Genomic DNA, 26360 nt, shown 5'->3' on the forward strand with positions numbered 1-26360 from the left:
AAAGAAGGCGTCTCCGATGTCCGAAGCCGAAACTCTCCGCCCCCGGCGGGCGCGCCAAAGCGGCATCGACCGGGCGCTGCAGATCCTCGATCATCTTCAGGCGACTGGTGTGCCGGTGACGGCCTACGAGATCGCCCGCTCCATCGGCGCGCCAATTTCGACGGTCTATTCGATCATCGACGATCTGGTGGAGAAGTCCCTTCTCAGCCGCGTCGAGGGCAATGCCGTCTGGCTCGGGCCCCGGCTCTATTATTACGGCCTCGCCTATGCCGCTTCGCTCGACGCTTTCGCGGTCGCCAGCGAAGTCATGCGCGAATTTGCCATGGAGGTCGGCGAGACAGTCCAGATCTGCGGCCGCGACGGCGACATGATGGTGGTGATGGGCATGACCGAGGGGCCGGGGCATTTCCGCGTCACCTCCAAGGTCGGGACACGGGTTCCGCTGTCCTGGACGGCGTCGGGGCGCCTTCTGGTCGGCCATCTTCCGTTCGAGGAGAGGCTGGCGATCTTCCAGCGTTCCGCCCGCCCGTCGCCGACAGGCCGGGCCGAGACGAATGCGGCAACCCTCGCCGAGGCCGCCGGCAAGGCCTTTGGCGAGTGCATCTCCGTGCAGATCGGAGAATCCGACTTTGCCGTCTCCTGCATCGCGGCGCCGATCCGCGACGAGGCGGGCCATTGCCTGATGACCATTTCCATCGTTCTGCCCGAACAGAAGGCCGTGCAGGGGCGCGAGCACTACTGCTCGGCCGTCAGGGACTGCGCCGCCCGCATCGAGCGCCGACTCGGCAGCGCCGCGCGGCAATGATCGGCGCGTCCCGTCCCGCCCCATTCTGATCAGTCCGCCACCTCGATCACCGCCTCGATCTCGACGGTGATCTGGTTCGGAAGGGACCCCATGCCGACGGCCGAGCGGGCATGGCGCCCCGCCTCTCCGAAGACTTCGATCATCAGGTCCGAGCAGCCGTTGATCACCGCCGGATGATCGGCGAAGTCAGGCGCCGCGTTGACCATGCCGAGCAGCTTGACGACGCGGCGAACGCGGCCGAGATCGCCGAGGACGTCGTGCATCACCGCAATGAGGTTGATGCCGGTGAGCCGCGCGTCTTCATAGGCACGCTCGACCGGGATTTCCGCCCCGACCTTGCCCTTGCGAAGGCGTCCCTCGGCATCGAGCGGCCCCTGCCCGGAGAGAAACAGCAGATTGCCGGCTCGAACATGGGTTTCGAAATTGGCGATGGGTTTGGGCGCGGACGGCAAAGTGATGCCGAGGGCCTCCAGGCGCTGATAGGCGGACACGGAAAATGCTCTCCTGATCATTGAAGTTCGTGGTATCGGCGTCCTACGGGACGTCCTGTCGGCTTGTCGGGAAGCGCTGGGCGCTCCCCCGTTTTTTTCAGATTGCGCTAGAGCACGCCCTCGGCCTCAAGCTCGGCGCGCCGCACGCAGGCCGATAGCTGGCGCTCCACGCCGGTGACGGGCACCGGCACGGGATCGCCCTCGGCACAGACGGGTTTGGCGTAGGGGCAGCGTGTGCGAAACACGCAGCCGGACGGCGGCGAGAGTGGGCTCGGAATATCGCCCTCCAGCACCAGCTCGGAACGCTCGGCGTCGGGATCGGGCACCGGCGCCGCCGAAAGCAGCGCCTTGGTATAGGGGTGGCGCGGCCGGGCGTAGATGGCGCGGGCCGGACCCTGCTCCATGATCCGGCCGAGATAGAGCACGATGACGTCGTCGCAGAGATATTCGACGACGGTCAAATCGTGGGCGACGATCAGCATGGTGAGGCCGAGCTCGGCCTGAAGGTCCTGGATCAGGTTGAGGATCTGCGCCTGAACCGACACGTCGAGAGCCGACACCGGCTCGTCGGCGACGATGAACTCCGGCTCGACGGCAAGCGCCCGGGCGATGCCGATGCGCTGACGCTGTCCGCCGGAAAATTCGTGAGGGTAACGCCGCGCGTGCTCGGGCTGGAGACCAACCTTGGTGAGCAGTTCGGCGATGCGCGCCTGACGCGCCGCCCCCTTGGCGAGGCCGTGGGTGTCGAGCGCCTCGCCGATGATGGCGCCCACCCGCATCCTCGGGTCGAGGCTCGAATAAGGGTCCTGAAAGATGATTTGGAGGCGCCGGCGGTAGCGGCGCATCTCCTTGGGCGGCAGCGTGAAAAGGTCGACGCCGTCGAACACGGCCTTGCCGGAACTCGGCTCGACCAGCCGCAGCACCGAACGACCAATGGTCGTCTTGCCCGAGCCGGACTCGCCGACGAGTCCCGTCACCGTGCCGCGCCGCACCTCGAAGCTGACACCGTCGACGGCGCGGACCACGCCGCGCGTCGAGGGAAAGCGCTTGGAGAGATTCTCCACGACAAGCAGGGGAGACGCATCGCTCATGACAGCTCCTCATGCCGAATGCAGCGCGAGGCATGGTCGGGATCGACCTTGACCAGGGGCGGCTTTCGCGCCTCGCAGGCATCGATCCGCAGAGGGCATCGCGGCGCAAAGCTGCAACCGTCGGGCAGCTCGGTGGTCGAGGGCACGTTGCCGGGGATGGGGGTCAGGCGACGGCGGACCGCCGGCTCGCCCCCGGCGGAAGGCGCGAGGTCGCGCGCCGGATTGGGCGTCGCGTGGAGAAGGCCGAGCGTATAGGGATGGCGTGGCTTGCGGAAGAGCTCGCGCATGGGCGCCTGCTCGACCACGCGGCCGGCGTACATCACCACCACCTCGTGGGCGATTTCCGCCACCACGCCGAGATTGTGGGTGATGAAGAGCATGCTCATGCCCATCTCGGCCTGAAGCCGCTCCAGTAGCCGTAGGATCTGCTTCTGAATGGTGACGTCCAACGCCGTCGTCGGCTCGTCGGCGATGAGCAGGCGCGGCTTGCAGGCGAGAGCGAGGGCGATCATCACACGCTGGCGCATGCCGCCGGAAAGCTGGTGCGGATAGTCGCCGAGACGGTTGCCCGCTGCGGGAATCTCGACGAGTTCCAGCATCTGCCGGGCGTGCTCCAGTGCCTTCGTCCTGCCGATGGGCTCGTGCAGCATCGTCATTTCGGCGATCTGGTCGCCGATGGTCATCAGCGGATTGAGCGAGGTCATCGGCTCCTGAAAGATCATCGCGATCTCGGCGCCGCGGATCTTGCGCATCTCCTTCTGCGAGAGCTTGTCGAGGGCAATCATCGTCCCTGAGCGCTGGCGAAAGCGGATGCTGCCGCCCGCGATCCGCCCCCCTCGCGCCAGAAGCTGCATGATGGAGAGGCTGGCGACCGACTTGCCGGAGCCGGATTCACCCACCACGGCAACGGTCTCGCCGGCGCGTACGCGGAAGGTGACGTCGTCCACGGCTTTCGCGACGCGCGGCGGCCGGCCGAAATGCGTCTCCAGCCCGTCGACGGCGAGGATGATGTCCGGATCATCTTCAGCGAGCGGCGCCCCCGCCTTGGTCATCACCGCAGCGCTCATGGCATCGCCTGTCCGCAGCACGGGCAGTGCGCCGCCTTCGCCGGAACGTGGCGGGACGCCGCGATCGTCTCGGCGCCGAGGATGACGGCACGCGGCTCGATCATCTTGGCGAGCAGGGCCGCGTGACCAAGCGAATCCCGCACGGAAAGATCGGCATCGACGACGTCGAAGATGGTGAATTCCGCCGGCCGGCCGACGTCCAGCTGGCCGTCCGTCGCCAGCCCGAGCACCGAGGCCGGCGCGGTCGTCACCGCGTCCACCACGTCCGAAAGGTCCATTCCGACGCTCATCATCTTCGACATCGTCGTGGCGAGGTCAAATGCCGGCCCGTCGAGCGAACGCGCATGAAGATCGGTGGAGATGGAAAAGGGCTTCAGTCCGCGCTTGAGCGCATACTCGCCCACCTTGAAGGAGAACGAGGCGCCACCATGGCCGATGTCGAGACGAATACCCTTGTCGGCCGACCGCTGGACCAGATCGAAGAGGTCTTCGTCCTCCATGATCGAGCCGCCGGCCTTGCCGTTGAAGCAATGGGTGACGATGTCGCCGGGCCCCAGCACCTCCAGAACCTCGTCATAGGTCGGGGGCGGCTCGCCGACATGCACCATGAGCGGCAGCTTCAATATCTTGCCGAGTTTCTTGGCGAGCTTCACCGGCGTAATGCCCCAGCCATTCAGGATGACATGGCTCGCCCGCACCTTGATGCCGACGATGATGTCGCGGTTGGCCTCGACGGTCGCGATGATCTTGTCGATGTCGATCGAGCGCATGTCGATCAGCTCGGAGGTGTTGTAGCTGTCGATCAGCCCGATGGAGCCGATGTTGAGGAAGGCGCGGACGCGCTCGCGCGCCGGCTCCACGATGAAGCGACGGAATCCGGCAAAGCTCGCCTGCCCCGCCGAGCCGGCATCGACCAGCGTGGTGACGCCACGCTTGAGGCCGCAGTCGTCCGGCATGATCGAGATTTCGGTGCCGCCCCACCAGATATGGACATGAAGATCGGTCCAGCCGGGGGAGAGATAGGCGCCGCCGCCTTCGAAGACCCGCGCCTCGGCGGGCGCTGCGAGGTCGCGGCCGGTCGCCGCGATGCGGCCATCGGCATCGACCAAGACGTCGATGGCGGTGGACGGCGCGCCGGCGATGGCGATCGGCCGGACATTGCGAACGAGAAGCGGGGTTGCGGAAAAGTCGATCATGATGCGCGGACCTCCTCCTTCAGACGTTCTGCGACAGGCGCGGATCGAGAAGATCGCGCAGGCCGTCGCCGACGAGCTGGAGCGAGAGCACGGTGAGGACGATGGCGATGCCGGGAAAGAGCATCAGCCAGGGCGCCGTGTTCATGAATTCGCGACCGAGGCTGATCATCGTTCCCCAGGTGGGAACGTCGGGCGAGACGCCGACGCCGAGGAAGGACAGCCCCGCCTCGGCCAGCATGGCATAGGCGAAGACGAAGGTGCCCTGGACGAGGATGGGTGAGACGAGACTGCGCAGGATGTGCCGCGTCAAGATGGCGAAGGTGCCGACGCCGAGCGCATGGGCCGCCTCGATGAAGGTCAGCTCGCGCGTCACCAGCGTCGAGGCGCGCACGATGCGGGCGAGACGCGGCGCATAGGTGATGCCGAGAGCGGCGATGACGTTGACGACCGAGGCGCCAAGCGCGGCAACCAGGGAGATGGCGAGGAGAATATCTGGGAAGGCCATCATGGCGTCGAGCAGGCGCGAGATGGCCGGATCGAGCCGGCGGAAGTAGCCGGCCGCGACGCCGAGCACCAGGCCAATGACGCCAGAAACAAGGACCACCGAGGCGCCGACGGTGAGGGAGAGCCGCCCCGCGTAAAGCGTGCGGGCAAAGATATCGCGACCGAAATCATCGGTGCCGAACCAATGCTCGGCCGAAGGCGGCTTGAGGCGGCTGGCGATGGAGAGCTTGGTCGGCGAGAACGGCGTCACGAAGGGCGCGAACACCGCAAGCGCGACAACGATGATGAGAAGGACGAGGCCGATCGCCACGGCGGGCCGCTGGAGAAAGGCGCGCAGCGAGGCCGGCGCGCCGGCCGAGGAGGCAGCGACGGCGGCCATCAGTAGCGCACCCTTGGGTCGATCACGACGTAGAGCATGTCGATGAGGAAGTTGATGAGAACATAGATAGCGGCGACCACCAGCAACGCCCCCTGGATCACCGGATAGTCGCGCCGAAGCACCGCCGAGACGACCAGCGAGCCGACGCCGGGAAGGCCGAACACGGTTTCGGTGACGACGGCGCCAGAGATGAGCAGCGCGAGGGTCAGGCCGATGACGGTGACGATGGGAATGAGGGCGTTCTTGAAGGCGTGGCGCATGACCGCGCGAAACTCGCTCATGCCCTTGGAGCGCGCGGTGCGGACATAATCCTCCTGGAGAACGTCGAGCATCGAGGCGCGGGTGAAGCGCACGATCAGCGCCGAGTTGACGATGCCGAGCGAGACGGCGGGAAGAACGAGGTGCTGAATGCGGTCGAAGAAGCCGGCATAGGGTCCGCCATAGCCGGAGGTCGGAAACCAACCCATCTGGACGGAGAACCACTGGATCAGGAGAAGCCCCAGCCAGAAGCTCGGAATGGAGGCGGAGAGCATGGCCGCGACGACGACCGCCTGATCGAAGAGCGTGCCGCGCTTATAGGCGGCAATGATGCCGACCGGCACGCCGATAATGGTGGCAATCAGGATCGAAAAGATGGTGAGGAAGAAGGTCGGCTCCGCCCGGTCGGCCAGCGCCGAAAGCACCGGCTGATTGAGGAAGATGGATTGACCGAGATCGCCGTGCAACAATTGTCCGAGATAGAGGAAATATTGGACAAGCATCGGCTGATCGAGCCCCAATTGGGCGCGGAGCTGATCGATGTCGGCCTGCGTTGCGTCCGGCCCCAGCATGACGGCCGCCGGATCGCCCGGCGTGACGCGGACGATGACGAAGACCACCGTCACCAACAGCGCGAGCACGACGATCATCCCGCCGAGCCGGCTCAGAACACGCCGCGCCATGGCACCCCGCGCCATCGTCATCGCACGCTCGCGCCGCGAGCCGTGGAGCCGGGGGCGGTCATGGCCTGCCCTCCGGCGGGATCACGGCATTTTTCGCGATCACGCCCCGCATCCAGTAATAGCTGCTCTTCGGGATGCGCTGGAGCGTCGGATAATCGGTGTAGACGAGGCCGAAGCGCTTGGTGAAGCCGCTGTTCCACTCGAAATTGTCCATCAGCGACCAGGCGAAATAGCCGCGAACGTCCGCCCCGTTCTCGATGGCGCCGGCGAGCGCGGTGAAATAGTCGGCGAAATAGGCGATGCGGTCCGGGTCGTGGACGCTGCGATCAGGCCGAAGGGCATCGGGAAAGGCGCAGCCACCCTCGGTGATGTAGATCGGCGGATGGCCGTAGCGCGAGCCGACATCCTCGATCTGCTCGACCAGCGCCGAAGGATCGATGCGCCAGTTGACGTCCGTCAGCGGATATCCCGGCGGCGGCACGCGCTCGATGAGGCCCCACATCGTCGTGTCGGTGGGTGCCACATAGACGCGGTTGTAGTGGTTGAGGCCGAAGAAATCCAAGGGCTGGCGGATCACCGCCATGTCGCCCTCGGCGATATGGGGCTCGATTTCGGTAGCCAGAGGCTCGGGATAGGTGCCGAGCCAGAGCGGGTCCACCATGACCCGGCGCCAGATGCACTCGGCGAGCGGCAACACGGCGCGGTGCGCCTCGTCGTCGACCGCCGGATGAACCGGGCCGAGGGAGACGATGTTGCCGGCCTCGGCGCCGGGCGCCTCCGCCCTCACCGCCTGGATGGTCAGGCCATGGGCAAGATTGATGTGGTGGATCGCCTTGACCGTATCCTCGCGCGACTGCCGGCCCGGCGCATGGCGGCCGACATTATAGGCCACCCAGGGGATGACGTTCGGCTCGTTGATGGGCACGAAGCGCTTGACGCGATCGCCGAAATGCCGCCCGACAATCGCCGCATAGTCAGCGAACCAACGGGCGCAATCGCGGTTACGCCAGCCGCCGTCCGCCTCGATCGGCGAGGGCATGTCCCAGTGGTGCAGGCAGATCCAGGGCTCGATGCCCTCATGCAGCATCAGATCGATGACGCGGTCGTAGAAGTCGAGCCCGAGCGGATTCACGGTGCCGCGCCCGCTCGGAAGAATGCGTGACCAGGCGGTCGACAGCCGGAAGGCGCCAAGCCCGAGCCCCTTCATCAGGGCAATGTCCTCGGGATAGCGGTGGTAGAAATCGCAGGCGACATCGGCCGTGTCGCCGTTGCGGATCTTGCCGGGAGCGCGCGTGAAGTCGTCCCAGACCGTCGGGCCGCGTCCGTCGATGGCGGCTGCGCCCTCGGTCTGGAAGGCCGACGCGGCGGCCCCCCACAGGAATCCGGCGGGAAATTGCCTGGTCATGCGGTTCTCAGCCCTTGCGCGAGGTGTTCCAGAAGAACGGCCACGGCACGACGGTCAGGTTTTCGAGAGACGCTGAAGCCGCCGAGAGCGCATTGAAGTTGCCGACCTTGTAGAGCGGAGCATCGTCGTAGAAGACCCTCTGCACCTCCGGGAAGAGCGCGACGCGCTTGTCCGGATCGGGCTCGGCGTTAAAGGCGCTGACGGCCTTCTGCTTCTCGTCGCTCACCCACCAGCCCGGATAGGAATCCGACATGGAGCCGATGAGCGCCGGCTCCGGCACGAACGGTCCGTGGGTGATGAAGATATCCCAGAGCGAGGGGTCCTGGCGCCGCGTCGTCAGCGTCGCCCAGTCGGACACCTGCATGTCGGTCTTGAAGCCCGCCGCCTGAAGGTAGGCGACCATGACCTGGGCGATCTTGTAGTGGAACTCGTACTGCCGGCTCGTGAGGATGCGGATGGGGCTGCCGTCGTAGCCCGCCTCCTTCATCAGCGCCGCCGCCTTTTCAGCGTCCGCCGCGCCGTAGCGCTCGACACCCCCTTCGGTGTGCCAAACGTAGTTCTCGGGATAGAGGGCGCCATCCACCTTGAAGAACTTCTCGTCACCGAAGGCGGCGAGCATCATGTCGTTCGGATCGAGCGCGGCCTGGACGGCATGACGCATCTTCTTGTTGGAGAGGATGCCGGCCTTCATGTTCATGACGATCGAAGGATTGCCGAAGGGCTCCAGGATCAGAGGCTTGACGCCGGACGCACCGTCGAGCTGGCCATAGGCCTCGGTCGGCAGAAGATCGGCAAAGACATACTGGCCCGAAACGACGCCGGCGACGCGGGTGTTCGGGTCCGGCACGGGAACGAAGCGGATCTCGTCGAAGATCGGTTCTCGCTTACCGCCATAGCCGCTGGCCGCCTCCTCGCGCGCCGCATAGTCTTCGAAGCGGGCGAGCTGAATATACTGGTCCGGCTTGTGCTCGACGAGCTTATAGGGCCCGGTGCCTACGAATTCTGTCAGCGGCTCGGCGAGCTTGCCCTTGGGCAGCACGACGGCGGCGGAGTTGTTGAACGCAAGAAGCGCCAGAAGCGGCGCCCAGGGCTCCTTCATAGTGATCTTGATGGCGTTGTCGCCGTTCGCCTCGACGCCTGAGACATAGGCGGCGGCCTGCTTGCCGCGACCGGCGACAGCAAGCCAGCGCTGAAGGGACGCCACCACATCGGCGGACGTCATCGGCGAACCGTCATGGAATTTGACGCCCTCGCGCAGCTTCACGTCGTAAGCCTTGCCGCCGTCGGAGATGGCGGGCATCTCGGCCGCCAGCATCGGCACTGTCTTCCATTCGCCATCGAAGGTGAAGAGCGTCTCGAAGATGTGCTGGGTGATGGTGCCGACGAGGTCGGCCGTCGACATCATGGGATCGAGCGTCGGCGGCTCGCCAATCATGGCGACGTCGATGATGCCGCCGGAGCCAGCGGCGGCCCTGGCGGGAAAGTTGAGGGCGAGAACGCCCATTGCGGTCCCTGCGAGAAATGAGCGGCGGTCGATGATCATCTCTAACTCCTGTCGGGCGTGGATCGGCGGCATGCGGATCAGCGGGAGCGGGACCGGCGAAGCGTCGGAGCCCAAGAGCGGGCGGCGGGAGAGCCGCGGCATTCGACGTGCGTCTATTCCTTAATTAAGGAAGCTATCTTCTAGAAATGGAAGCTAGCAGATGCTTATCATCACGTCAAACGCGCCCGATGCCGAATTTAAAGGCGATGAACAGGGTTAGATTTCACGCGGACGAACGCAAGAGGGCAATCTATGCAGCCACGACCGGTGGGAACCTCCCCTTCCCGCTACCGTTCGCTGCATCATGAAAGTCATCCCAGGCGAGAGTTCGAGTGGTGGATTGGCGGCTCCGGAAGAGCCGTCTCCCTCCAATTTTCCGGCCACTGGTACGAAAGAGCTCCAAAACGCGTCGGCGTCGGTCCGCTTCGTCTCCTACAACATCCATTCCGGTATCGGCGCCGACAGACGCCACGACGTGAGCCGCATCGCTCGTGCCCTCGACGAATGCGACGCGGCGGTTGTTGCGCTTCAGGAAGTGGACGTCGGGCGGCGGCGCACCGACTTCGCGCATCAGGCGAACCACATCGGGCAGGAACTGGGGATGCACGTCCACTTTCATCCCGCCCTGGAGATCGAGGACGAGGACTATGGCGACGCCATCCTGACGAAAATGCCATCCCGCCTCATGAAGGCAGGGCTTTTGCCGGGTCTGAAGCATAGACCTCGCCTGGAGCCACGTGGCGCCATCTGGGTCGAGATCGAGATTGGCGGGCAAGCGATTCAGGTGATCAACACCCATCTCGGCCTCAACCGCCGTGAGCGAATGGCCCAGGTCGAAGAGCTTCTCGGCGAGCGCTGGCTGGGCTCGCCGCTCTGCCGCGACCCGGTCGTGCTTCTCGGCGATTTCAACGCCCTACCCCGCTCCACCGTTTTCGCCCGTCTGGCCGGAGCGTTGACGGACGCGCGCCGAACGGCCCCGGAAGGCCGGAGCCCCGCGACGTTCCCGAGCCGTTTCCCCCTGCTGCGCCTCGATCACGTCTTCACGCGCGGCGCCGTCACCGTGCGCTCGCTCGCCGTTCCGCGCACGCCGCTGACGCGCGCCGCGTCGGACCACCTGCCGCTGGTGGTCGAGCTCGAGTTCGACCCAGGCACGAAAACCTCAACGCATGTTCCCGACAGGAGGCCCGCGTGACCGCCGTGACTTCACAAGAGGATACGGCGCCGGCCGACGATCGTGACGATGCCGGCGACAAGAAGCGCGGTCGCAGTTGGCGCATCTGGCTCACCCGCCTCACGCTCGTCCTCGGCATCGCGCTTGCCGTCTACCTCCTCGCGCGGACACTCGGCCGCTACAGCTTCAACGAGCTCGTCGCCTCCGTCACCATTTTCCCCGCCGGCCATCTCGCCATGGCGGGCGTCTTCGCCTTCGCAAGCTACGCAACGCTGACGCTGTTCGACTTTCTCGCGGTTCGCTATGTCGGGCGACGCATTCCCTATCCAAAGGTCGCGCTGGCCTCGTTCGTCGCTCTGTCGCTCGGCCATTCCATCGGCTTTGCCGGCCTCAGCAGCGGTGCGATCCGCTATCGCTTCTATTCCAAATTTGGCCTTTCCATCGGGGATGCGGCGCGGGTCGTCCTCTTTTCCGGCATCACGGTGGGGCTGGGTCTCGCGGCGCTGGGGGGCGGCACCATCCTCATCGAGCCCGACCTCGCCGCGAAGGTCATGGGGCTGTCGCGCTCCGTCACGGTCACCATCGGTATCGCCTGCCTTGCCGGCTGCGCCATCTTCCTGCTTCTGGCGGCGACGGTGCGCCAACGCCTGACGCTCTGGCGCTGGTCGATCGAAATGCCGACATTGAAGCTGGCTGCGGCGCAGCTCGTCGTCGGCACCGTGAATTTCATGTTCGCCGCCGCCTGTCTTCATCAGGCACTGCTCGGCGTCGCGGAGATCCCCTATCTTTCGGCCGCCACGATCTATGTCCTGGCCAATGCCGGCGTGGTCATCGCGCATGTGCCGGGCGGCCTCGGCGTGATCGAGGCAGTGGTCATGTACCTCCTACCCGAGCACCAGGTGATCGGCGCGATCCTGGTCTTCCGCTTCGTCTATTTCCTCGTGCCGCTGATGATCGGCGGGATCGTCTTCCTCATCGTCGAGGCGCGGTGGCGGCTGCAGAAGCGCCAGGGAGAGCAACCCGCCCCAGCCGGCACGCGGTCCAATTGAGCCTCAGCGCCCATCAGGGGCGCCAGGCGCGCCACCATGAGAGAGAGCCGAAGGGCGCGGCCGGATCGAGAAGGCCGGTGCCGGCGACGGGCTGCCTCGGCCCCTCGTCACTCATGGCCGGCAGCGGCTTCAGGCGGCGCTCCCCCGTATTCAGGCGCTCGACAGCGGCGAGCAACGAACCCTCGGCGGAAATCGTCGCGGCCACGGTCTCGGCATCCGTGCCGAGATGCTCGGCCAACAGCTTGTCACGGACCGCAGCGATGGCCGCGCGCCCCTTCTCGTCATCAGCCTCCACACAGACGTCGCACTCGGTGTCGAGCCCCATCGACCGATTGTTGAGGTTGGCTGAGCCGATCTTCAACGCGACATCATCCACCACGAGAACCTTCGAGTGGACGAATATCTCATGCGAGACGCCGTCACGCTCCGTCGCGGGATAGACCACGCGGAGCCGGCCGTGATGGTCGACCTCGCGCAGCGCGCGTATAAGGCGGTCCCGGTTGTTGCCCAGCGCGACCTGCTCGACCCAGCCATTCAGCGTCCGGCTCGTCGCCACCAGGATTTCCGGCCCGTCGGGGCGCTGCAGCAATTCCGAGAGGACCCGGCGCGCCAGGCGGCCGGAGAAATACTGGCTTTCGATGTAGACGAACTTCCTGGCCGCGCGGAGGGTATCCTCCAGCAGATGACCGACCTCGTGAACGGCGGGGGAAGCGCCCCTCGAAGGCGCGGTGATCGCCACGCCCGCCCGCATCTCTTTTACATCTGCCGGGCAGTCGCTCGGCCAGCAGCACGCCGTCCCCGTCACCGGGTCCAGCGCCTCTCCTGTGGCCGAAAGCCAGCGCTCGCGGGCGACGTTGGCGACCTCGCGCGCGATCGGTCCGCTGAAAAGCATCTGACAGTCATGGACGGGATGGTAGAGCGAGCCATCGGGCCGGGCCCGGCGCGGATCGTCTGGTCGGTGCTCGCTGGTGTCCCAGCGCTCGATCGTCAGATCGATGCCGCCGACGAAGGCGAGAGCGTCGTCGATCGCCACGATCTTCTGATGGTGGCAACCGTAGAGCGGGTGATCGGTCGCCAGTCGCAGCGAAATTCTCGGATGGTCCTGCCACTCCGCGCCGAACAGGAGAGGCTTGGGGTCGCTCGGGGTGTGCACCACGGCGACGCTCCAGACCAGGATGCGCACTTCCAGATCGGGCTTCGCCTCGACCAGCGCGCGCAGGGTGCTGCCAAGCGTAGCGGCGGCAGGGTCGCCGATATCGGGACCATGGAGCGGAATCCGGCCATCGAAATCCCAGCCGACGATCAGGATGGAGCGCTCCGCGCACTTCAGACATTCGTCGAGGCGCGAAAAATAGTCCTCCCCGTCGATCAAAAGTGCGGCCTGCTCCACCCGCGACACGCCACGACAGTTGCGCGCCGGATCGAGGATAGGCTCGCTCCTTTGCAGGGAAGGCTGGGATCGAGACTCTGTCACAACAACACGCTTCAGCATTTCAACTTCGCCCAACACTCGCGACGCACACACACTTTCATGCCCATGACGAAGCGGGCGGCCTTTCAGCCGCCTGCCCTGTCCGCCCCAGTTATGGCGTATGCGGGCTTGGACAAGCGCGAGCTATGAGCGCCACTCAAACCCCCATCAAGTGGGCGTCAACGATGAAATACATCTTTTGAATATGCAAACAGGATCGCCAATAATCGTTGACGGCTACCAAACTCCGCCCTGGAAGGCACCTGCTTCACCACTAGGTGCTGAGCATCGAGTTCGTCCCGCGAACCATGATCATCATTCCCATTCTCGCAGTTGAGTATCGTCGGAGGCCTAAGTGGGAAACCAGTACTTGGTAACAGGTGGGCTCGGCTTCATTGGCCGGGCTCTTTGTCGTGAGTTGCTCAATGCCGGTTATCGAGTTCGTGTTCTGGACGCCCTGATCGACCAGGTTCATGGCGGCAAGGTTCCGGACCTGGATGAAAGGGTGGATTTCGTCCACGGCGATGTCCGCGACCATGAGGCGGTGCGCCGCGCCATCGACGGTGTCGAAGGTGTTTTCCATCTGGCGGCCGAGGTCGGCGTCGGCCAAAGCATGTACGAGATCGAACGCTATACCAGCGGCAACGATGTCGGCACCGCCGTACTTCTGCAGGAACTGATCGACAAGCCGGTTCGGCGCATCGTCGTGGCCTCGTCCATGAGCGTCTATGGCGAGGGGCTCTACGAAACCGATCAGGGCGCGCGCGTCTCGAACGCCCGGCGCTCCCCGTCGCGGCTGAAACAGGGCCTCTGGGAGCCCACCGCCTCGGATGGCAGCGATCTCCGCCCGATACCGACCGACGAATCGAAGCCTGTCGATCTCGCCTCGATCTATGCGCTGACGAAATACTGCCAGGAGCGCGCCGTCCAGATCTTCGGCGAAGCCTATGGCGTGGAAACAGTGGCGCTGCGGCTCTTCAACGTGTTTGGCGCGGGCCAGGCCCTGTCGAATCCCTATACCGGCGTGCTCGCCAATTTCGCCTCCCGCCTGATGAACGGCCAAAGCCCGACGATCTTCGAGGATGGTCAGCAGCGGCGCGATTTCGTCCATGTCGCGGATGTGGCGCGCGCCTTCCGGCTCGCCATGGAAAAGCCTGAAGCCGCCGGCCATACGATCAACATCGGCAGCGGCCGGGCCTACGCGATCAGCGAGGTCGCGACGCTGCTCGCCGAAGCCATGGGCGCCCCGCAGATCAAGCCGGAAATTCTCGGCAAGGCGCGAACAGGCGACATCCGAAACTGCTTTTCCGACATTTCGCGCGCCCGCCAGTTCCTCGGCTTCGAGCCGCGCTTTCTACTGGAGGATTCCCTCTCCGAGTTCGTCGCATGGGTGAAGGCGGAAACGGCCCACGATCGCAACAGCCAGATGCGCCGCGAGCTCGAGACGCGAGGGCTCGTGGCATGAGTGATCCGCGCCAGAAGGAGCCGGGTTTCGGCTTCGTTGAGTGGTTCCGCAAGGGCGAGCATCAGCGAGTCGAGCGTGCCGTGGCGGGCATGGTGGGCATGGGCGCCAAGCGGGTGCGCACGCACCTTTCCTGGGCCGAGTACCACGAGCCCGATGGCCGCGACTGGTACGACTGGCTGATCCCGACGCTGGCGGACAAGCTGGACGTCCTGCCTTGCGTCCACTACACGCCGCCCTCCCTGTCGCGCACCGGCCGTTCGTCCGGCGCGCCTGTCCGTCTTCTCGACTATCCCGATTTCATCGACGAGGTGCTGACGCGCTACGGGCACCACTTCACCCATGTCGAGCTGTGGAACGAGCCGAACAACCTGCTCGATTGGGACTGGCGGATCGACCGCGATTGGAACCTCTTCTGCGAGATGATCGGCGCCGCGGCCCATTGGACTGGCGAGCGGGGCTGGAAGGCGGTCCTTGCCGGCCCGTGCCCGTTCGACGCGGCTTGGCTCGACCTCATGGGAGAGCGCGGCGTGCTCGCCAAGGTGGCCGCCGTGGGGCTTCATGGCTTTCCCGGCACGTGGGACAGCGAGTTCGGCTCATGGAAGGGCTGGCGGCAACACTATGCCGAGGCGCGCGAAATCCTCGACCGCTATAATGGCGATGCGGAAATCTGGATCACCGAGGCCGGATACTCGACCTGGCGTAACGACGAGATCGTGCAGGTGGCGGAGTTCCTCGATCTCCTCGATCTGCCGGCTGCGCGACACTACTGGTACGGCTGGCAGGATATCGCGCCGGACGTGGCGGTGCAGGAGGGACACTACTTCGACCCTCGGCATTATCACCTCGGCGTCGTCGCCGCCGGCGGACGGACGAAGCTTCTCGGCCGCTGCCTGGCGGAGGGCGGCGTCGCCAAGGCGCGAGCCATAGACGAATTGGCCCGCCCTGCCCTCGCCCGGCCCGCCAACGCGGTGACGATCATCGGCGGCGCCGGCTTCATCGGCTCCAATCTGGCGAAAACCTACCTCGAAGAAGGCCGGGACATCGTCATTCTCGACGATCTCAGCCGCCCCGGCGTGGAGCGAAACCTCGATTGGTTGAAGCGCGAGCATGGGGACCACGTTCACCCGATCGTCGCCGACGTACGCGACCGCCGCGCTCTCGATGAGGCGCTCTGCGGAACCGAGGCGGTGTTTCACTTTGCCGCCCAGGTGGCGGTGACGACCAGCCTCGACGATCCGATTCAGGATTTCTCGGTCAATGCCGAGGGCACGCTCGCGGTGCTGGAGGCGGCGCGGCGCTCGGGCCGCAAGTTTCCGCTGGTCTTTTCCTCCACCAACAAGGTCTATGGCGGGCTCGACGATCTCGCCATGAGCGAGCTCGCCGATCGCTATGCTCCCGCCGATGAGGACATTCGCGCCCACGGCGTCGGCGAGACGCGCAGCCTTGATTTCTGCACGCCTTATGGATGCTCCAAGGGCGTGGCCGACCAATACGTTCTCGACTACGCCAAGTCCTACGGCCTGCCGACGGCGGTGCTGAGGATGAGCTGCATCTATGGTCCGCGCCAGTTCGGCACGGAGGACCAGGGCTGGGTGGCGCATTTCCTGATCAAGGCGCTGCGCGGCGAGCCGATCACCATCTTCGGCAACGGCAAGCAGGTTCGCGATATCCTCCACGTGGCCGACGCCGTCGCCGCCTATCGGACCGTTTCGGCCAATATCGGCAAGGTTTCGGGCCAGGCCTTCAACCTCGGCGGCGGGCCGGCCAACGCTGTCAGCCTCAAGCTGGTCCTAGAAGAGATCGCCCGGCTGACCGGCCGAAAGGTGGCGCTGGAACATGGCGACTGGCGCCAGGGCGACCAGTTCTATTTCGTTGCCGATACCCGAAAGCTTGCTGCCGCCCTGGGCTGGCGCGCCGAAATCGGATGGCGCGATGGAATGCGCGACCTGACGGAGTGGCTGCGGAGCGGCGAAGGCCCGGTGCCGACGGCCAAAACTGTCTCGGAAGAGGCGGCGCCCGTCCTTCGAGCCATCGCATGAGCGACGATCGCAAAAAGCGGTGGGGCCTCGTCGTCCGATGACCGCGCGACGCATTCTGATGACCGCCGACGCCGTGGGCGGCGTCTGGCAGTACTGCCTGGACGCAGCCCGTGCTCTAAGCGCGTCGGGCGTCGAGATCGTGCTGGCCGTTCTCGGCCCCGCCCCGGACGCGGCGCAGCGCGCCGAAGCCATGGCCCTGCGCAACCTTTCGCTCGTCCATCTCGACGCGCCGCTGGACTGGCTCGTCGAGGATGAGGCGGAGCTTGATCCTCTCGCCCGTCAGCTCGACGGTCTTGCGGGCCGAACGGGCGTGGACCTTATCCATCTCAACGCGCCGTCACAGGTTGTGGGTCTCGGCCAATCGCGCCCGGTCGTCGCCGTCTCCCATTCCTGTGTGATCACCTGGTGGCGCGCCATGCGCGATGGTCCCTGGCCCGCGGAATGGGACTGGAAGCACCGGCGCAATCGGGCGGGTTTCAACGCGGCCGATGTGGTGCTCGCGCCAAGCCGCAGCCACGCGGAAGCCCTCAAGGCGGCCTACGGCGAAATCGCCGGTCTGCGCGTCGTCCACAACGCGGTTCGCCCCGCGCCCGAAAGCTCAAGCGGCAAGGAACCATTCGCCTTTGCCGCCGGGCGCTGGTGGGACGAGAGCAAAAACGGACATTCGCTGGACGCGGCGGCCGCCGACTGTGCTTGGCCCGTCGTCATGGCCGGAAACACCGAAGGACCGAACGGCCAGGCGCTGGATCTTCGCCATGCCGAGGCGCCGGGAGTTCTGTCGAGCGATGCGGTGCGCGAAATGATGGCGCGCGCCGCCATCTTCGTCTCGCCCTCGCTTTACGAACCCTTCGGTCTGGCGCTGCTGGAAGCGGCCCACGCGAAGTGCGCCCTCGTCGTCAGCGACATTGCCATCTTCCGCGAGGTTTGGGCGGACGCCGCGCTCTTCGTCGATGCTCGCGATGCCGGCGCGATGGCGAAGGCCCTCAACCGCCTCATCGCCGATCCGGGCGAAAGACAACGCCTCGGCGAGAAGGCGGCCGAACGCGCCGCCGCGTTTTCGCTGGAACGGCAGTGTCGCGGGCTTCTCGACGCCTATCGTGCCGCGACGCAGCGTCATGAGCAGCGGGCACGGCCCGCCGTCGCCCTGGTGGAGTAGCCATGCATTTTCTGTTCTACACCCACTCCCTCGTCTCCGACTGGAACCACGGCAACGCGCATTTTCTGCGCGGCGTCATGCGAAACCTCCACGAGCGCGGCGATTCCGCCCTGGCGCTGGAGCCGGCCGGCGGCTGGAGCCGCGACAATCTCGCCAAGGACCAGGGCGTCGCCGTGGAGGCGCGCTTCTTCCGCGCGTTCCCCACCTTGCGCTCGGAAACCTACGACGCCGATTTCGACCACGAGGCGGCGCTGGCCGAGGCGGATGTCGTCATCGTCCACGAATGGACCGACCCGGCGCTGATCGCGCGCATCGGTAGGGCACGGGCCAACGGCGGAACGTTCACCCTTCTCTTTCACGACACCCACCATCGCGCGGTGTCCCAGGAAGGAGAGATCGCCGAGATGCGGCTTGCCGACTATGACGGCATCCTCGCCTTTGGCGAGACCCTGCGCCAGCGCTATCTCAAGGCGGGGTGGGGCCGAACGGTCTTCACCTGGCACGAGGCGGCCGACACGCCCCTCTTTAGGCCGCTGCCGGAGGTGGAGAAGACCGGAGAGCTGATCTGGATCGGCAACTGGGGCGACGGCGAGCGCACGCGCGAACTCCAAACCTTCCTGATGGAACCGGCGCGCCGACTTGGGCTCGACGCCACGGTGCGCGGCGTGCGCTATCCCAAGGAGGCGCTCGCCGAACTGGAGCGGGCCGGCATCCACTATGGCGGCTGGATTGCCAATGCGGACGTTCCGGCCGCGTTCGCCGCCCACCGCGCGACGGTGCATGTGCCGCGCCGACCCTACGTCGAGGCCCTGCCGGGCATTCCGACGATCCGCGTCTTCGAGGCGCTGGCCTGCGGCATTCCATTGGTTTCGGCGCCGTGGCGCGACGAGGAGGCGCTGTTCAGGCCCGGCAGGGATTTCCTTTTCGCCGAGAACGGCGAGGAGATGGCCCGGCACCTGCGCGCCATCCTCTCCGACCCGGACCTTGCTAACTCGCTCGCCCGATCCGGCCTCGAGACGATCCTGTCGCGTCACACCTGCGCCCACCGCGTCGACCAGCTCTTTGAAATCCTCTCGGAGATCGGAACGGATAGGGTCCGCCGCCAGATCGCCACACAGGAGGCCGCGCAATGAGGATCGCCTTTTACGGCTCCAGCCTGCTCTCGTCCTATTGGAACGGCGCCGCTACCTATTATCGCGGCCTGCTTCGCGCTCTCGCCGGCCACGGGCATCAGATCACCTTTTACGAGCCGGACGTCTACGACCGGCAGAAGAACCGCGATATCGAGCCGCCGGACTGGTGCCGCGTCGTCGTCTATGACGGCACGATCGACGCCCTGAAGACGGTGTGCGCCGAAGCCGGCGACTACGACGTCGTGGTCAAGGCAAGCGGCGTCGGCTTCATGGATGACGATCTCCTGCGCGGGGTGCTCGCCCACGCGCGGCGCGATGCCGTCACCGTGTTCTGGGATGTCGACGCGCCGGCGACCCTCGCCGAAATCCGCGCGGCGCCGGATCACGCGGTTCGCGCCGCGCTCGATGAGCTCGACCTCGTCCTCACCTATGGCGGCGGCGACCCGGTCATCGATGCCTACCGGGCAATCGGCGCCGCCGAGTGCATCCCGATCTACAACGCGCTCGATCCCTCGACCCATTTCCCGGTGTCGCCCGATCCGCGCTTTGCCGCCGATCTCGGCTTCCTAGGCAACCGGCTTCCCGATCGAGAGGCGCGGGTGGAGGAGTTCTTCCTGCGGTCCGCCACCGAGGTTCCCAGCTCGACCTTCCTTCTCGGCGGATCGGGCTGGGCCGACAAGCCGATGCCCGGCAACGTATCCTATGTCGGCCATGTCGGCACGCGCGATCACAACGCCTTCAACTGCACGCCCAAGGCGGTGATCAACATCAACCGGGCGAGCATGGCCGAGATCGGCTTTTCGCCGCCGACCCGCGTCTTCGAGGCCGCCGGCGCCGGTGCGTGCCTGATCACCGATCACTGGACAGGAGTCGAGCTCTTCCTGAAGCCCGACGATGAGGTTCTCGTAGCGCGCGACGGCCAGGATGTCGCGTCCATCATGCGGGAGCTGACGCCCGAGCGGGCGGGCGAAATCGGCAGGGCCGCTCTCGCCCGCGTCCTTGCCGAACACACCTATGAGAAACGCGCCGAGGAGGCGGACTGCATCCTGAGCAACGCTTCGGCGGCCAAGCGCGCGGAGGCGGCGGAATGAGCAAGCGCCCCCTCGACATCGTCATTCTCGGCCTCTCCCTCGCCTCCTCCTGGGGCAACGGCCACGCGACGACGTTCCGTTCGCTTCTGCGCGGCGTGAAGCGCCTCGGCCACAACGTCCTGTTCCTGGAGCGCGAGGTTCCCTGGTATGCCGGGGGCAACCGCGATCTGCCCGATCCCGACTTCTGCGATCTCCAGTTTTATCAAGGCCTGGACGACCTCGAAGACCGCTTCGCCGAGCGCATTCGCGGTGCCGACGCGGTCATCGTCGGCTCCTACGTGCCGGACGGCGTCGCGGCGATCGATCAGGTGCTGGCGCTCGCCAACGGAACCGTCGGCTTCTACGACATCGATACGCCGGTGACGCTTGCCAAGCTGCGGCGAGGCGACGAGGAATATCTCTCGGTGCGCCAAATCCCGCGCTTCGACGTCTATTTCTCCTTCAGCGGCGGGCGGACGCTCGATCGCCTCCAGAGTGAATACGGGGCGCGGCGCGCCGAGGCGCTGTTCTGTTCGGTGGAGGCGGAGCGCTACCGCCCCACAGGAGAACCGCCGCGCTGGGACCTCGGATATCTCGGCACCTATAGCGACGACCGGCAGCCGACGCTGGAAAAGCTGCTGCTCGAGCCAGCGCGGCGTCTGCCGGAGTGTCGTTTCGTGGTCGCCGGGCCGCAATATCCCGACACCATCGACTGGCCGGACAATGTCGAGCGCATCGAACATCTGCCGCCCGCCGAGCACGCCTCCTTCTATAGCCGTCAGCGCTACACGCTGAACGTCACCCGCGCCGACATGATCGCCGCCGGCTGGTCGCCCAGCGTGCGCCTGTTCGAGGCCGCCGCCTGCGGCACGCCGATCATCAGCGACGCCTGGGACGGCCTGGACAAGCTCCTGCCGGGCGGCGTCGCCATCGCCGAGAACGCGGACGATGTCGTCGCTCTCCTAAGGGACAGGACGGACGAGGAGCGCGGATCGATGGCGGCCAAAGCCAAGGCCACGGTTCTTGCCGATCACACGGGCGACGCGCGCGCCCTCGAGTTCATCTCCGCCTTGCGACAGGCCGCAGCCTCCCCTGCCGCCGAACGCAAGTCGGCCCTTGCCTGAAGTCCTTTAGCAACCGCGCCGGCTCGCGGCCGGCTTCATCGAAGTTCGGAGGAACGAACCAAAACCCTCGCTGTTTTCCATAACAGAGCACCTCCCTCACCAGATCATTCTGCTGCACCGCCGGATTCGGCCGGTGAATTTTTCGCTTTCAGGAGTCAACGCACATGATGGCCAGCGCGCATCCCCACCGTGGAAACACTGTCCTGGTCGCCGGCGGCTCAGGCTTTCTCGGATCGAGCCTCTGCGAAGCCCTGATCGCCGACGGCAAGAAGGTCATCTGCGTCGACAATTTCCAGACCAGCTCGCACCACAACATCGAAAAGCTCGCCCGACGGCGCGACTTCACCTTCGTGCGGCATGACATCTGCGAGCCGCTGCCCATCGAGGAGCCGATCCACCAGATCTACAACCTCGCTTGCCCGGCTTCTCCCCCGGCCTACCAAGCCGACCCGGTCCATACGATGATGACCAGCGTCGTCGGCACGGGCAATCTTCTGCGATTGGCCGAACGCCATGGCGCGACGTTCCTTCAGGCCTCGACCAGCGAGGTCTATGGCGATCCGCTGGAGCATCCGCAGCGCGAGGACTATTGGGGCCACGTCAACTGCACCGGTCCGCGAGCCTGCTACGATGAGGGCAAGCGCGCCGCCGAAACGCTGTGCTTCGACGCGCTCCGGGCGGGAAATGTCGATGCCCGTGTCGTCCGCATCTTCAACACCTACGGCCCGCGCATGCAGCCGGACGACGGCCGCATCGTCTCCAACCTCATCGTCCAGGCGCTGCGCCACCAACCGCTGACCATCTACGGCAATGGCGAGCAGACACGTTCGTTCTGCTATGTCGACGACCTCGTCGACGGGCTGATGCGCCTGATGAACGTGACGCCCAACCCCGGCTGTCCGGTGAATATCGGCAATCCGGGCGAGTTCACCATCATGGAGCTGGCGGATCTCGTCCGTTCGCTGGTTCCGACATCCTCCATCATCGTCCATAAGCCGCTTCCCACCGACGACCCCAAGCGCCGCTGCCCCGATATTAGCCGGGCGCGCGAAATTCTCGACTGGCAACCGACGACGCCGCTCGCCGAAGGTCTGCTGCCGACGATCCGCTGGTTCCAGGAATGCGTCGAGCAGGGCCAGTTGTCCCGCCGGGCGCGGCCGAGCTTTGCACAGGCGACGGGGGCGGCCGCGCTAACGGAGCCGAGGGCGTGAGCGGGACGTCAACCGCGTTGCGGCGTGAAATCGAGGCGCTTGGGCCCTGGTTTCACAACATCCGCATCGGCGATGTCGAAACCGCTCCGGACCATTTCCTGGGCGACTATCCCGCCTTCAAATGGAACGGGTTCAAGCATGTGGTGCCGGCGGATCTCGAGGGGCGCAGTGTCCTCGATATCGGCTGCAACGCCGGGTTCTATTCGATAGAGATGAAGCGGCGAAACGCCGGCCGCGTCGTCGCGATCGATTCCGACCCGCACTATTTGCGGCAGGCGGAGTTTGCCAGCCGCCACGCCGGTGTCGATATCGAGCTCCGCCAGATGTCGGTCTACGACGTGGGCAAGCTGGGCGAGACCTTCGACCTCGTGATCTTTATGGGCGTGCTCTATCACCTGCGCCATCCGCTGCTGGCGCTCGACCTTCTCTATGAGCATGTCGTGGGTGACCGGATGTTGTTTCAGTGCATGCAGCGGGGCTCGGCGCAGTCCATGACGCCGGAGGAGAACCACTCCTTCGACGAGTGGAAGATCTTCGACGATCACGATTGGCCGAAGCTTCACTTCATCGAGGAGCGCTACGCCGACGATCCGACCAACTGGTTCGTGCCCAACAAGGCGGGCGCAGAGGCCATGTTGCGTAGCGCCGGTTTCGTCATCGAGGCCAACCCGGAGCGCGAAGTCTATCTTCTGCGGCGCGAAGAACGGCACTACGCGGCCGAGCCGCCGCCCTCCATCCGCTGAACCGTGGACTGTATGAACATCGACACGCCGAGGAGTACCATGACAGATAATCCGTCTCGCTCACCCGCGGCCATGGAGGCGGTGGTCGTCACCGGTCCGGGCAGGATCGCGATCGAGACGCACCCCGTTCCAACGCCGGGCGCCGGTCAGGTCGTCATCGAACTGGAAGGCTGCGGCGTCTGCGCCTCCAATCTCGTTCCGTGGTCGGGGCCGGAATGGATGCAGTTCCCGACCGAGCCGGGCGGGCTCGGCCATGAGGGATGGGGAACGATCCGCGCCCTGGGCGAAGGCGTGGAAGGCCTGTCCGTGGGCCAGCGCGTTGCCGCCCTCTCCTATCATGCCTATGCCGAATACGACGTTGCCGAGGCCGACGCGGTGGTGCCGCTGCCTGAGGCGCTTGAGGGCAAGCCCTTTCCCGCCGAGCCCCTGGCCTGCGCCATCAACGCCTTCAAGCGCTGCGGCATCGAGGCCGGGCAGACGGTCGCGATCATCGGCATCGGCTTCATGGGCGCGCTGCTGACACAGCTCGCCAGCGCCGCCGGCGCCCGCGTCATCGCAATATCCCGCCGGCCGTTCGCGCTCGAAATGGCTCGCCGGATGGGCGCTGCCGAGACGATCGTCATGGATGACCATTGGAGGATCATCGAGGAGGTCAAGACGCTGACTGACGGGCGGCTCTGCGACTGCGTCATCGAGGCGGTGGGTGCCCAATGGCCGCTCGACCTCGCGGCGGAGCTGACACGCGAGCGCGGCCGCCTCGTCATCGCCGGCTACCACCAGGACGGTCCGCGCCAGGTCAACATGCAGCTGTGGAACTGGCGGGGGCTTGATGTCGTCAACGCCCACGAGCGGGAACAGGCCGTCTATATCCAGGGCATGCGCGATGCGGTGGAGGCGGTTGCCTCCGGCCGCCTCGACCCCGCCCCGCTCTTCACCCACACCTTTCCCCTGTCGCGCCTGGACGATGCGCTGAACATGGCGCGCGACCGCCCCGATGGTTTCATGAAAGCGCTGGTGCTGTGCCAATGACGCTCACCTCAATGTCCGCATCCCTCGCCTCCTCCCATGGCCGGCCGCGCGTCGGCTTTCTCGGCGTCGGATGGATCGGCCGCCACAGGCTCGAGGCCATGGCGGCGACGGGAGCGATCGACGTCGCGGCGATCGCCGACCCCTCGTCGGCCATGGTGGAGGAAGCGCTCGCCGTCGCGCCCGGCGCTCAGGTGGGACAGTCCCTCGACGACCTTCTCGCCATGGATCTCGACGGCGTCGTCATCGCGACGCCGAGCGCGCTTCATGCCGAACAGTCGATCGCCGCGCTGGAGCAAGGCCTCGCCGTCTTCTGCCAGAAGCCGCTCGGACGCACCCACCAGGAGGTCGCAGCGGTGATCGAAGCGGCGCGCGCCGCCGACCGCCTCCTCGGCGTGGATCTCTCCTATCGCCAGACGGCGGGAATGGAGAAGATCCGGTCGCTCGTTCAGGGCGGAGAACTGGGCTCGATCTTCGCCGTCGATCTCGTCTTCCACAACGCCTATGGCCCCGACAAGGACTGGTTCTACGACAAGGCCCGCTCGGGCGGCGGCTGCGTCATGGATCTCGGCGTCCATCTCGTGGATCTGGCGCTTTGGACCCTGGGCTTTCCCGCCGTCAGCCAAGTCGACGGCCGCCTCTTCCGGCAGGGAGAGCGCATCGCCAGCGATGCCGACGAAGTGGAGGATTTTGCCCTCGCCACCATCGAGCTCGGCAATGGCGCCGTGGTTCGCCTTGCCTGCTCCTGGCGCCTCCAGGCCGGATGCGACGCCGTCATCGGCGCAAGCTTCCACGGGACAGGCGGCGGCGCAGAGTTCCGCAACGTCAACGGTTCGTTCTACGATTTCGTCGCCGAGCGCTTCCGCGGCACGGCGAGAGAGCCGCTTGCCGCGCCGCCGGACGAATGGGGCGGCCGCGCCGCCTCGGCCTGGGCCGAACGTCTCGCCCAAAGTGCCGCCTTCGACCCTGCCTGCGAGACGCTGGAGCCGGTGGCCAGCGTACTCGACGCGATTTATGGGCGTTGAGGGGCGGCGGCCGTCAAGCGCGGGTTATTCTCTTGGACGCGACCGGACTGCCGGAACTGATGCCGGTTCCGGCGACTTGCCCCTCCATCACTCCAAATCCATCGGACGAAGGGGAGCCAGCATGGCCGAAGCGACGACCGATCACGACACGATCCGCTCCTGGGCGGAAAAGAGCGGCGGCAAGCCGGCCGCCGTCAAGGAGACCCATCAGGGCGGCGACGTCGGCATCATCCGCATCATGTTTCCCGATGCGCCCAATTCCGAGCATGAATGGCTCGTCGAGATTTCCTGGGACGAGTTCTTCCGCGAGTTCGAGGAGCGCAAGCTGCAGCTCCTCTACGAGAAGGACAGCCTGTTCTCCAAGCTGGTCAGCCGCGACAACGGCTGAAGACAGTCATTCGGCCGGCGGAGATTTCCGCCGGCTTCTTCGTCTCAGGCTATCTGTCGCCTGAGCCGGGCTCGGCCATCTTGCGGTGCTGCCCGGCGAGGAATTCGGGCGAGGTGATATCGGCGAGCGTCGCCTGGAGCTTATTCTTCCAGCCGCTGACGACATCGCCCGTCCCGCTCATCATCGCCTTAAAGCCGTCCTCGGCGACCTTGGCCGGATCGTCCTTCTTCTGCTGGCCGACGCTGGTGTCGAGCATGCCGGCGCGGCGGAAGAACTCGGTGTCGGTCGGCCCCGGCATCAGGCAGGAAACGGTGACGCCGGTGTCCTTCAGCTCGTCGCGCAGACCGAAGGCAAAATTGTCCAGGAAAGCTTTCGTGCCATTGTAGACGGCCTGGAAGCTGCCCGGCATCCAGCCCGCGATCGACCCGGTGATGAGGATCTTGCCCTCGCCGCGCCGGCGCATGTCGTTGCCGATCCGGTGAATGAGATAGATCGTGCCGGTGATATTAGTGTCGACGACACGGCGGGCGGCATCGAAGTTCTGGTCCAGGAAGCCCTTGCCGAGGCCGCGCCCCGCATTGGCGAGAAGCGCGTCAACTGTGCGTCCCGCAGTGACCTCATACAGCTTGTCCACGCCCTCGGTGGTGGCGAGATCGGCCTCCACCGTGACGACATCGGCGCCGAGCGCGCGCAGATCGGCCGCCGCCCTCTCAATTTCGGGTTCATCGGCGGCAATGATGAGGTCGAAACCGTTTTCAGCACATTGGCGGGCGAGATGATAGCCGATGCCGCTGGAGGCACCGGTGACCACAGCGAGTTGGCGTGCCATGACATTGTCCTTGGATATGGTTGCATAAGCACGGGCGG

At 65.8% G+C, this 26360-nt stretch carries 24 protein-coding genes; 14 read left to right on the forward strand and 10 right to left on the reverse strand.

Annotation, left to right across the window (positions count from 1 at the left end; all coding sequences use genetic code 11):
• Nucleotides 1-16 precede the first annotated feature (16 nt).
• Nucleotides 17-805: an IclR family transcriptional regulator gene (locus tag B5D38_RS06675; protein WP_078707636.1), complete on the forward strand. Its 789-nt coding sequence runs from the start codon at nt 17-19 to the stop codon at nt 803-805.
• 29 nt (nt 806-834) lie between these two features.
• On the opposite strand, the gene B5D38_RS06680 is transcribed toward B5D38_RS06675, so the two are convergent.
• The 8 genes from B5D38_RS06680 to B5D38_RS06715 all read right to left on the reverse strand — a co-directional run bounded on the left by B5D38_RS06680 (nt 835) and on the right by B5D38_RS06715 (nt 9422).
• On the reverse strand, nt 835-1296 hold the full coding sequence (locus B5D38_RS06680; RefSeq protein WP_425349316.1) for a RidA family protein: 462 nt from the start codon (nt 1294-1296) through the stop codon (nt 835-837).
• Between the two features lie 107 nt (nt 1297-1403).
• Complete coding sequence (locus tag B5D38_RS06685) at nt 1404-2387, reverse strand: ABC transporter ATP-binding protein (RefSeq protein ID WP_078707638.1); 984 nt, start codon at nt 2385-2387, stop codon at nt 1404-1406.
• Nucleotides 2384-3454 carry an ABC transporter ATP-binding protein gene (locus B5D38_RS06690; protein WP_245318866.1) on the reverse strand — a complete coding sequence of 357 codons (1071 nt, stop codon included), beginning with the start codon at nt 3452-3454 and terminating at the stop codon, nt 2384-2386. Before B5D38_RS06690 ends, B5D38_RS06685 begins: the two co-directional genes overlap by 4 nt.
• Complete coding sequence (locus tag B5D38_RS06695; RefSeq protein ID WP_078707639.1) at nt 3451-4650, reverse strand: amidohydrolase/deacetylase family metallohydrolase; 1200 nt, start codon at nt 4648-4650, stop codon at nt 3451-3453. Before B5D38_RS06695 ends, B5D38_RS06690 begins: the two co-directional genes overlap by 4 nt.
• Before the next feature lie 19 nt (nt 4651-4669).
• A complete protein-coding gene (locus B5D38_RS06700) occupies nt 4670-5533 on the reverse strand; it encodes an ABC transporter permease (RefSeq protein WP_078707640.1) in 864 nt (287 codons plus the stop codon).
• Nucleotides 5533-6474 (reverse strand): ABC transporter permease, encoded by a 942-nt coding sequence (locus tag B5D38_RS06705; RefSeq protein ID WP_078707641.1) that lies wholly within the window; start codon nt 6472-6474, stop codon nt 5533-5535. The genes B5D38_RS06700 and B5D38_RS06705 overlap by 1 nt, the downstream gene beginning before the upstream one ends.
• 58 nt (nt 6475-6532) lie before the next feature.
• A complete protein-coding gene (locus tag B5D38_RS06710; RefSeq protein WP_078707642.1) occupies nt 6533-7879 on the reverse strand; it encodes a GH1 family beta-glucosidase in 1347 nt (448 codons plus the stop codon).
• A gap of 7 nt (nt 7880-7886) precedes the next feature.
• Entirely contained in the window at nt 7887-9422 is a 1536-nt protein-coding gene (locus tag B5D38_RS06715; protein ID WP_245318867.1) for an ABC transporter substrate-binding protein, read from the reverse strand.
• A gap of 304 nt (nt 9423-9726) precedes the next feature.
• On the opposite strand from B5D38_RS06715, the gene B5D38_RS06720 reads away from it, so the two are divergent.
• Complete coding sequence (locus tag B5D38_RS06720; protein WP_078707643.1) at nt 9727-10614, forward strand: endonuclease/exonuclease/phosphatase family protein; 888 nt, start codon at nt 9727-9729, stop codon at nt 10612-10614.
• A complete protein-coding gene (locus B5D38_RS06725; RefSeq protein WP_245318871.1) occupies nt 10611-11642 on the forward strand; it encodes a putative bifunctional lysylphosphatidylglycerol flippase/synthetase in 1032 nt (343 codons plus the stop codon). The genes B5D38_RS06720 and B5D38_RS06725 overlap by 4 nt, the downstream gene beginning before the upstream one ends.
• 13 nt (nt 11643-11655) lie before the next feature.
• On the opposite strand, the gene B5D38_RS06730 is transcribed toward B5D38_RS06725, so the two are convergent.
• Complete coding sequence (locus B5D38_RS06730; RefSeq protein WP_078707895.1) at nt 11656-13134, reverse strand: phospholipase D-like domain-containing protein; 1479 nt, start codon at nt 13132-13134, stop codon at nt 11656-11658.
• A 334-nt stretch (nt 13135-13468) separates the two neighbouring features.
• On the opposite strand from B5D38_RS06730, the gene B5D38_RS06735 reads away from it, so the two are divergent.
• The 11 genes from B5D38_RS06735 (at nt 13469) to B5D38_RS06785 (ending at nt 25493) form a co-directional block, all read left to right on the forward strand.
• Nucleotides 13469-14578: an NAD-dependent epimerase/dehydratase family protein gene (locus tag B5D38_RS06735; RefSeq protein WP_078707644.1), complete on the forward strand. Its 1110-nt coding sequence runs from the start codon at nt 13469-13471 to the stop codon at nt 14576-14578.
• Complete coding sequence (locus B5D38_RS06740) at nt 14575-16617, forward strand: NAD-dependent epimerase/dehydratase family protein (RefSeq protein WP_207552906.1); 2043 nt, start codon at nt 14575-14577, stop codon at nt 16615-16617. Before B5D38_RS06735 ends, B5D38_RS06740 begins: the two co-directional genes overlap by 4 nt.
• Before the next feature lie 58 nt (nt 16618-16675).
• A complete protein-coding gene (locus tag B5D38_RS06745) occupies nt 16676-17773 on the forward strand; it encodes a glycosyltransferase family 4 protein (protein WP_116002610.1) in 1098 nt (365 codons plus the stop codon).
• Nucleotides 17774-17775: 2 nt separating this feature from the next.
• Nucleotides 17776-18906, forward strand: a complete 1131-nt coding sequence (locus tag B5D38_RS06750; RefSeq protein WP_078707646.1) for a CgeB family protein — start codon at nt 17776-17778, stop codon at nt 18904-18906.
• The gene (locus B5D38_RS06755; RefSeq protein WP_078707647.1) at nt 18903-19997 is read left to right on the forward strand and encodes a CgeB family protein; all 1095 of its coding nucleotides are present in this window, start codon (nt 18903-18905) and stop codon (nt 19995-19997) included. The genes B5D38_RS06750 and B5D38_RS06755 overlap by 4 nt, the downstream gene beginning before the upstream one ends.
• The gene (locus B5D38_RS06760) at nt 19994-21100 is read left to right on the forward strand and encodes a CgeB family protein (protein ID WP_078707648.1); all 1107 of its coding nucleotides are present in this window, start codon (nt 19994-19996) and stop codon (nt 21098-21100) included. The genes B5D38_RS06755 and B5D38_RS06760 overlap by 4 nt, the downstream gene beginning before the upstream one ends.
• Before the next feature lie 164 nt (nt 21101-21264).
• Nucleotides 21265-22311, forward strand: a complete 1047-nt coding sequence (locus B5D38_RS06765; RefSeq protein WP_078707649.1) for a UDP-glucuronic acid decarboxylase family protein — start codon at nt 21265-21267, stop codon at nt 22309-22311.
• A complete protein-coding gene (locus tag B5D38_RS06770; RefSeq protein ID WP_245318873.1) occupies nt 22308-23054 on the forward strand; it encodes a TIGR04290 family methyltransferase in 747 nt (248 codons plus the stop codon). Before B5D38_RS06765 ends, B5D38_RS06770 begins: the two co-directional genes overlap by 4 nt.
• Before the next feature lie 39 nt (nt 23055-23093).
• Entirely contained in the window at nt 23094-24083 is a 990-nt protein-coding gene (locus tag B5D38_RS06775; RefSeq protein WP_078707651.1) for an MDR/zinc-dependent alcohol dehydrogenase-like family protein, read from the forward strand.
• Nucleotides 24080-25105, forward strand: a complete 1026-nt coding sequence (locus tag B5D38_RS06780; RefSeq protein WP_116002600.1) for a Gfo/Idh/MocA family protein — start codon at nt 24080-24082, stop codon at nt 25103-25105. The genes B5D38_RS06775 and B5D38_RS06780 overlap by 4 nt, the downstream gene beginning before the upstream one ends.
• Before the next feature lie 121 nt (nt 25106-25226).
• Complete coding sequence (locus B5D38_RS06785; RefSeq protein ID WP_078707652.1) at nt 25227-25493, forward strand: hypothetical protein; 267 nt, start codon at nt 25227-25229, stop codon at nt 25491-25493.
• A gap of 49 nt (nt 25494-25542) precedes the next feature.
• On the opposite strand, the gene B5D38_RS06790 is transcribed toward B5D38_RS06785, so the two are convergent.
• The gene (locus tag B5D38_RS06790) at nt 25543-26322 is read right to left on the reverse strand and encodes an SDR family NAD(P)-dependent oxidoreductase (RefSeq protein ID WP_078707653.1); all 780 of its coding nucleotides are present in this window, start codon (nt 26320-26322) and stop codon (nt 25543-25545) included.
• Nucleotides 26323-26360 lie beyond the last annotated feature (38 nt).

The sequence above is a fragment of the Consotaella salsifontis genome, assembly GCF_900167365.1.
In the GTDB taxonomy this organism is placed as follows: Bacteria; Pseudomonadota; Alphaproteobacteria; order Rhizobiales; family Rhizobiaceae; genus Consotaella; species Consotaella salsifontis.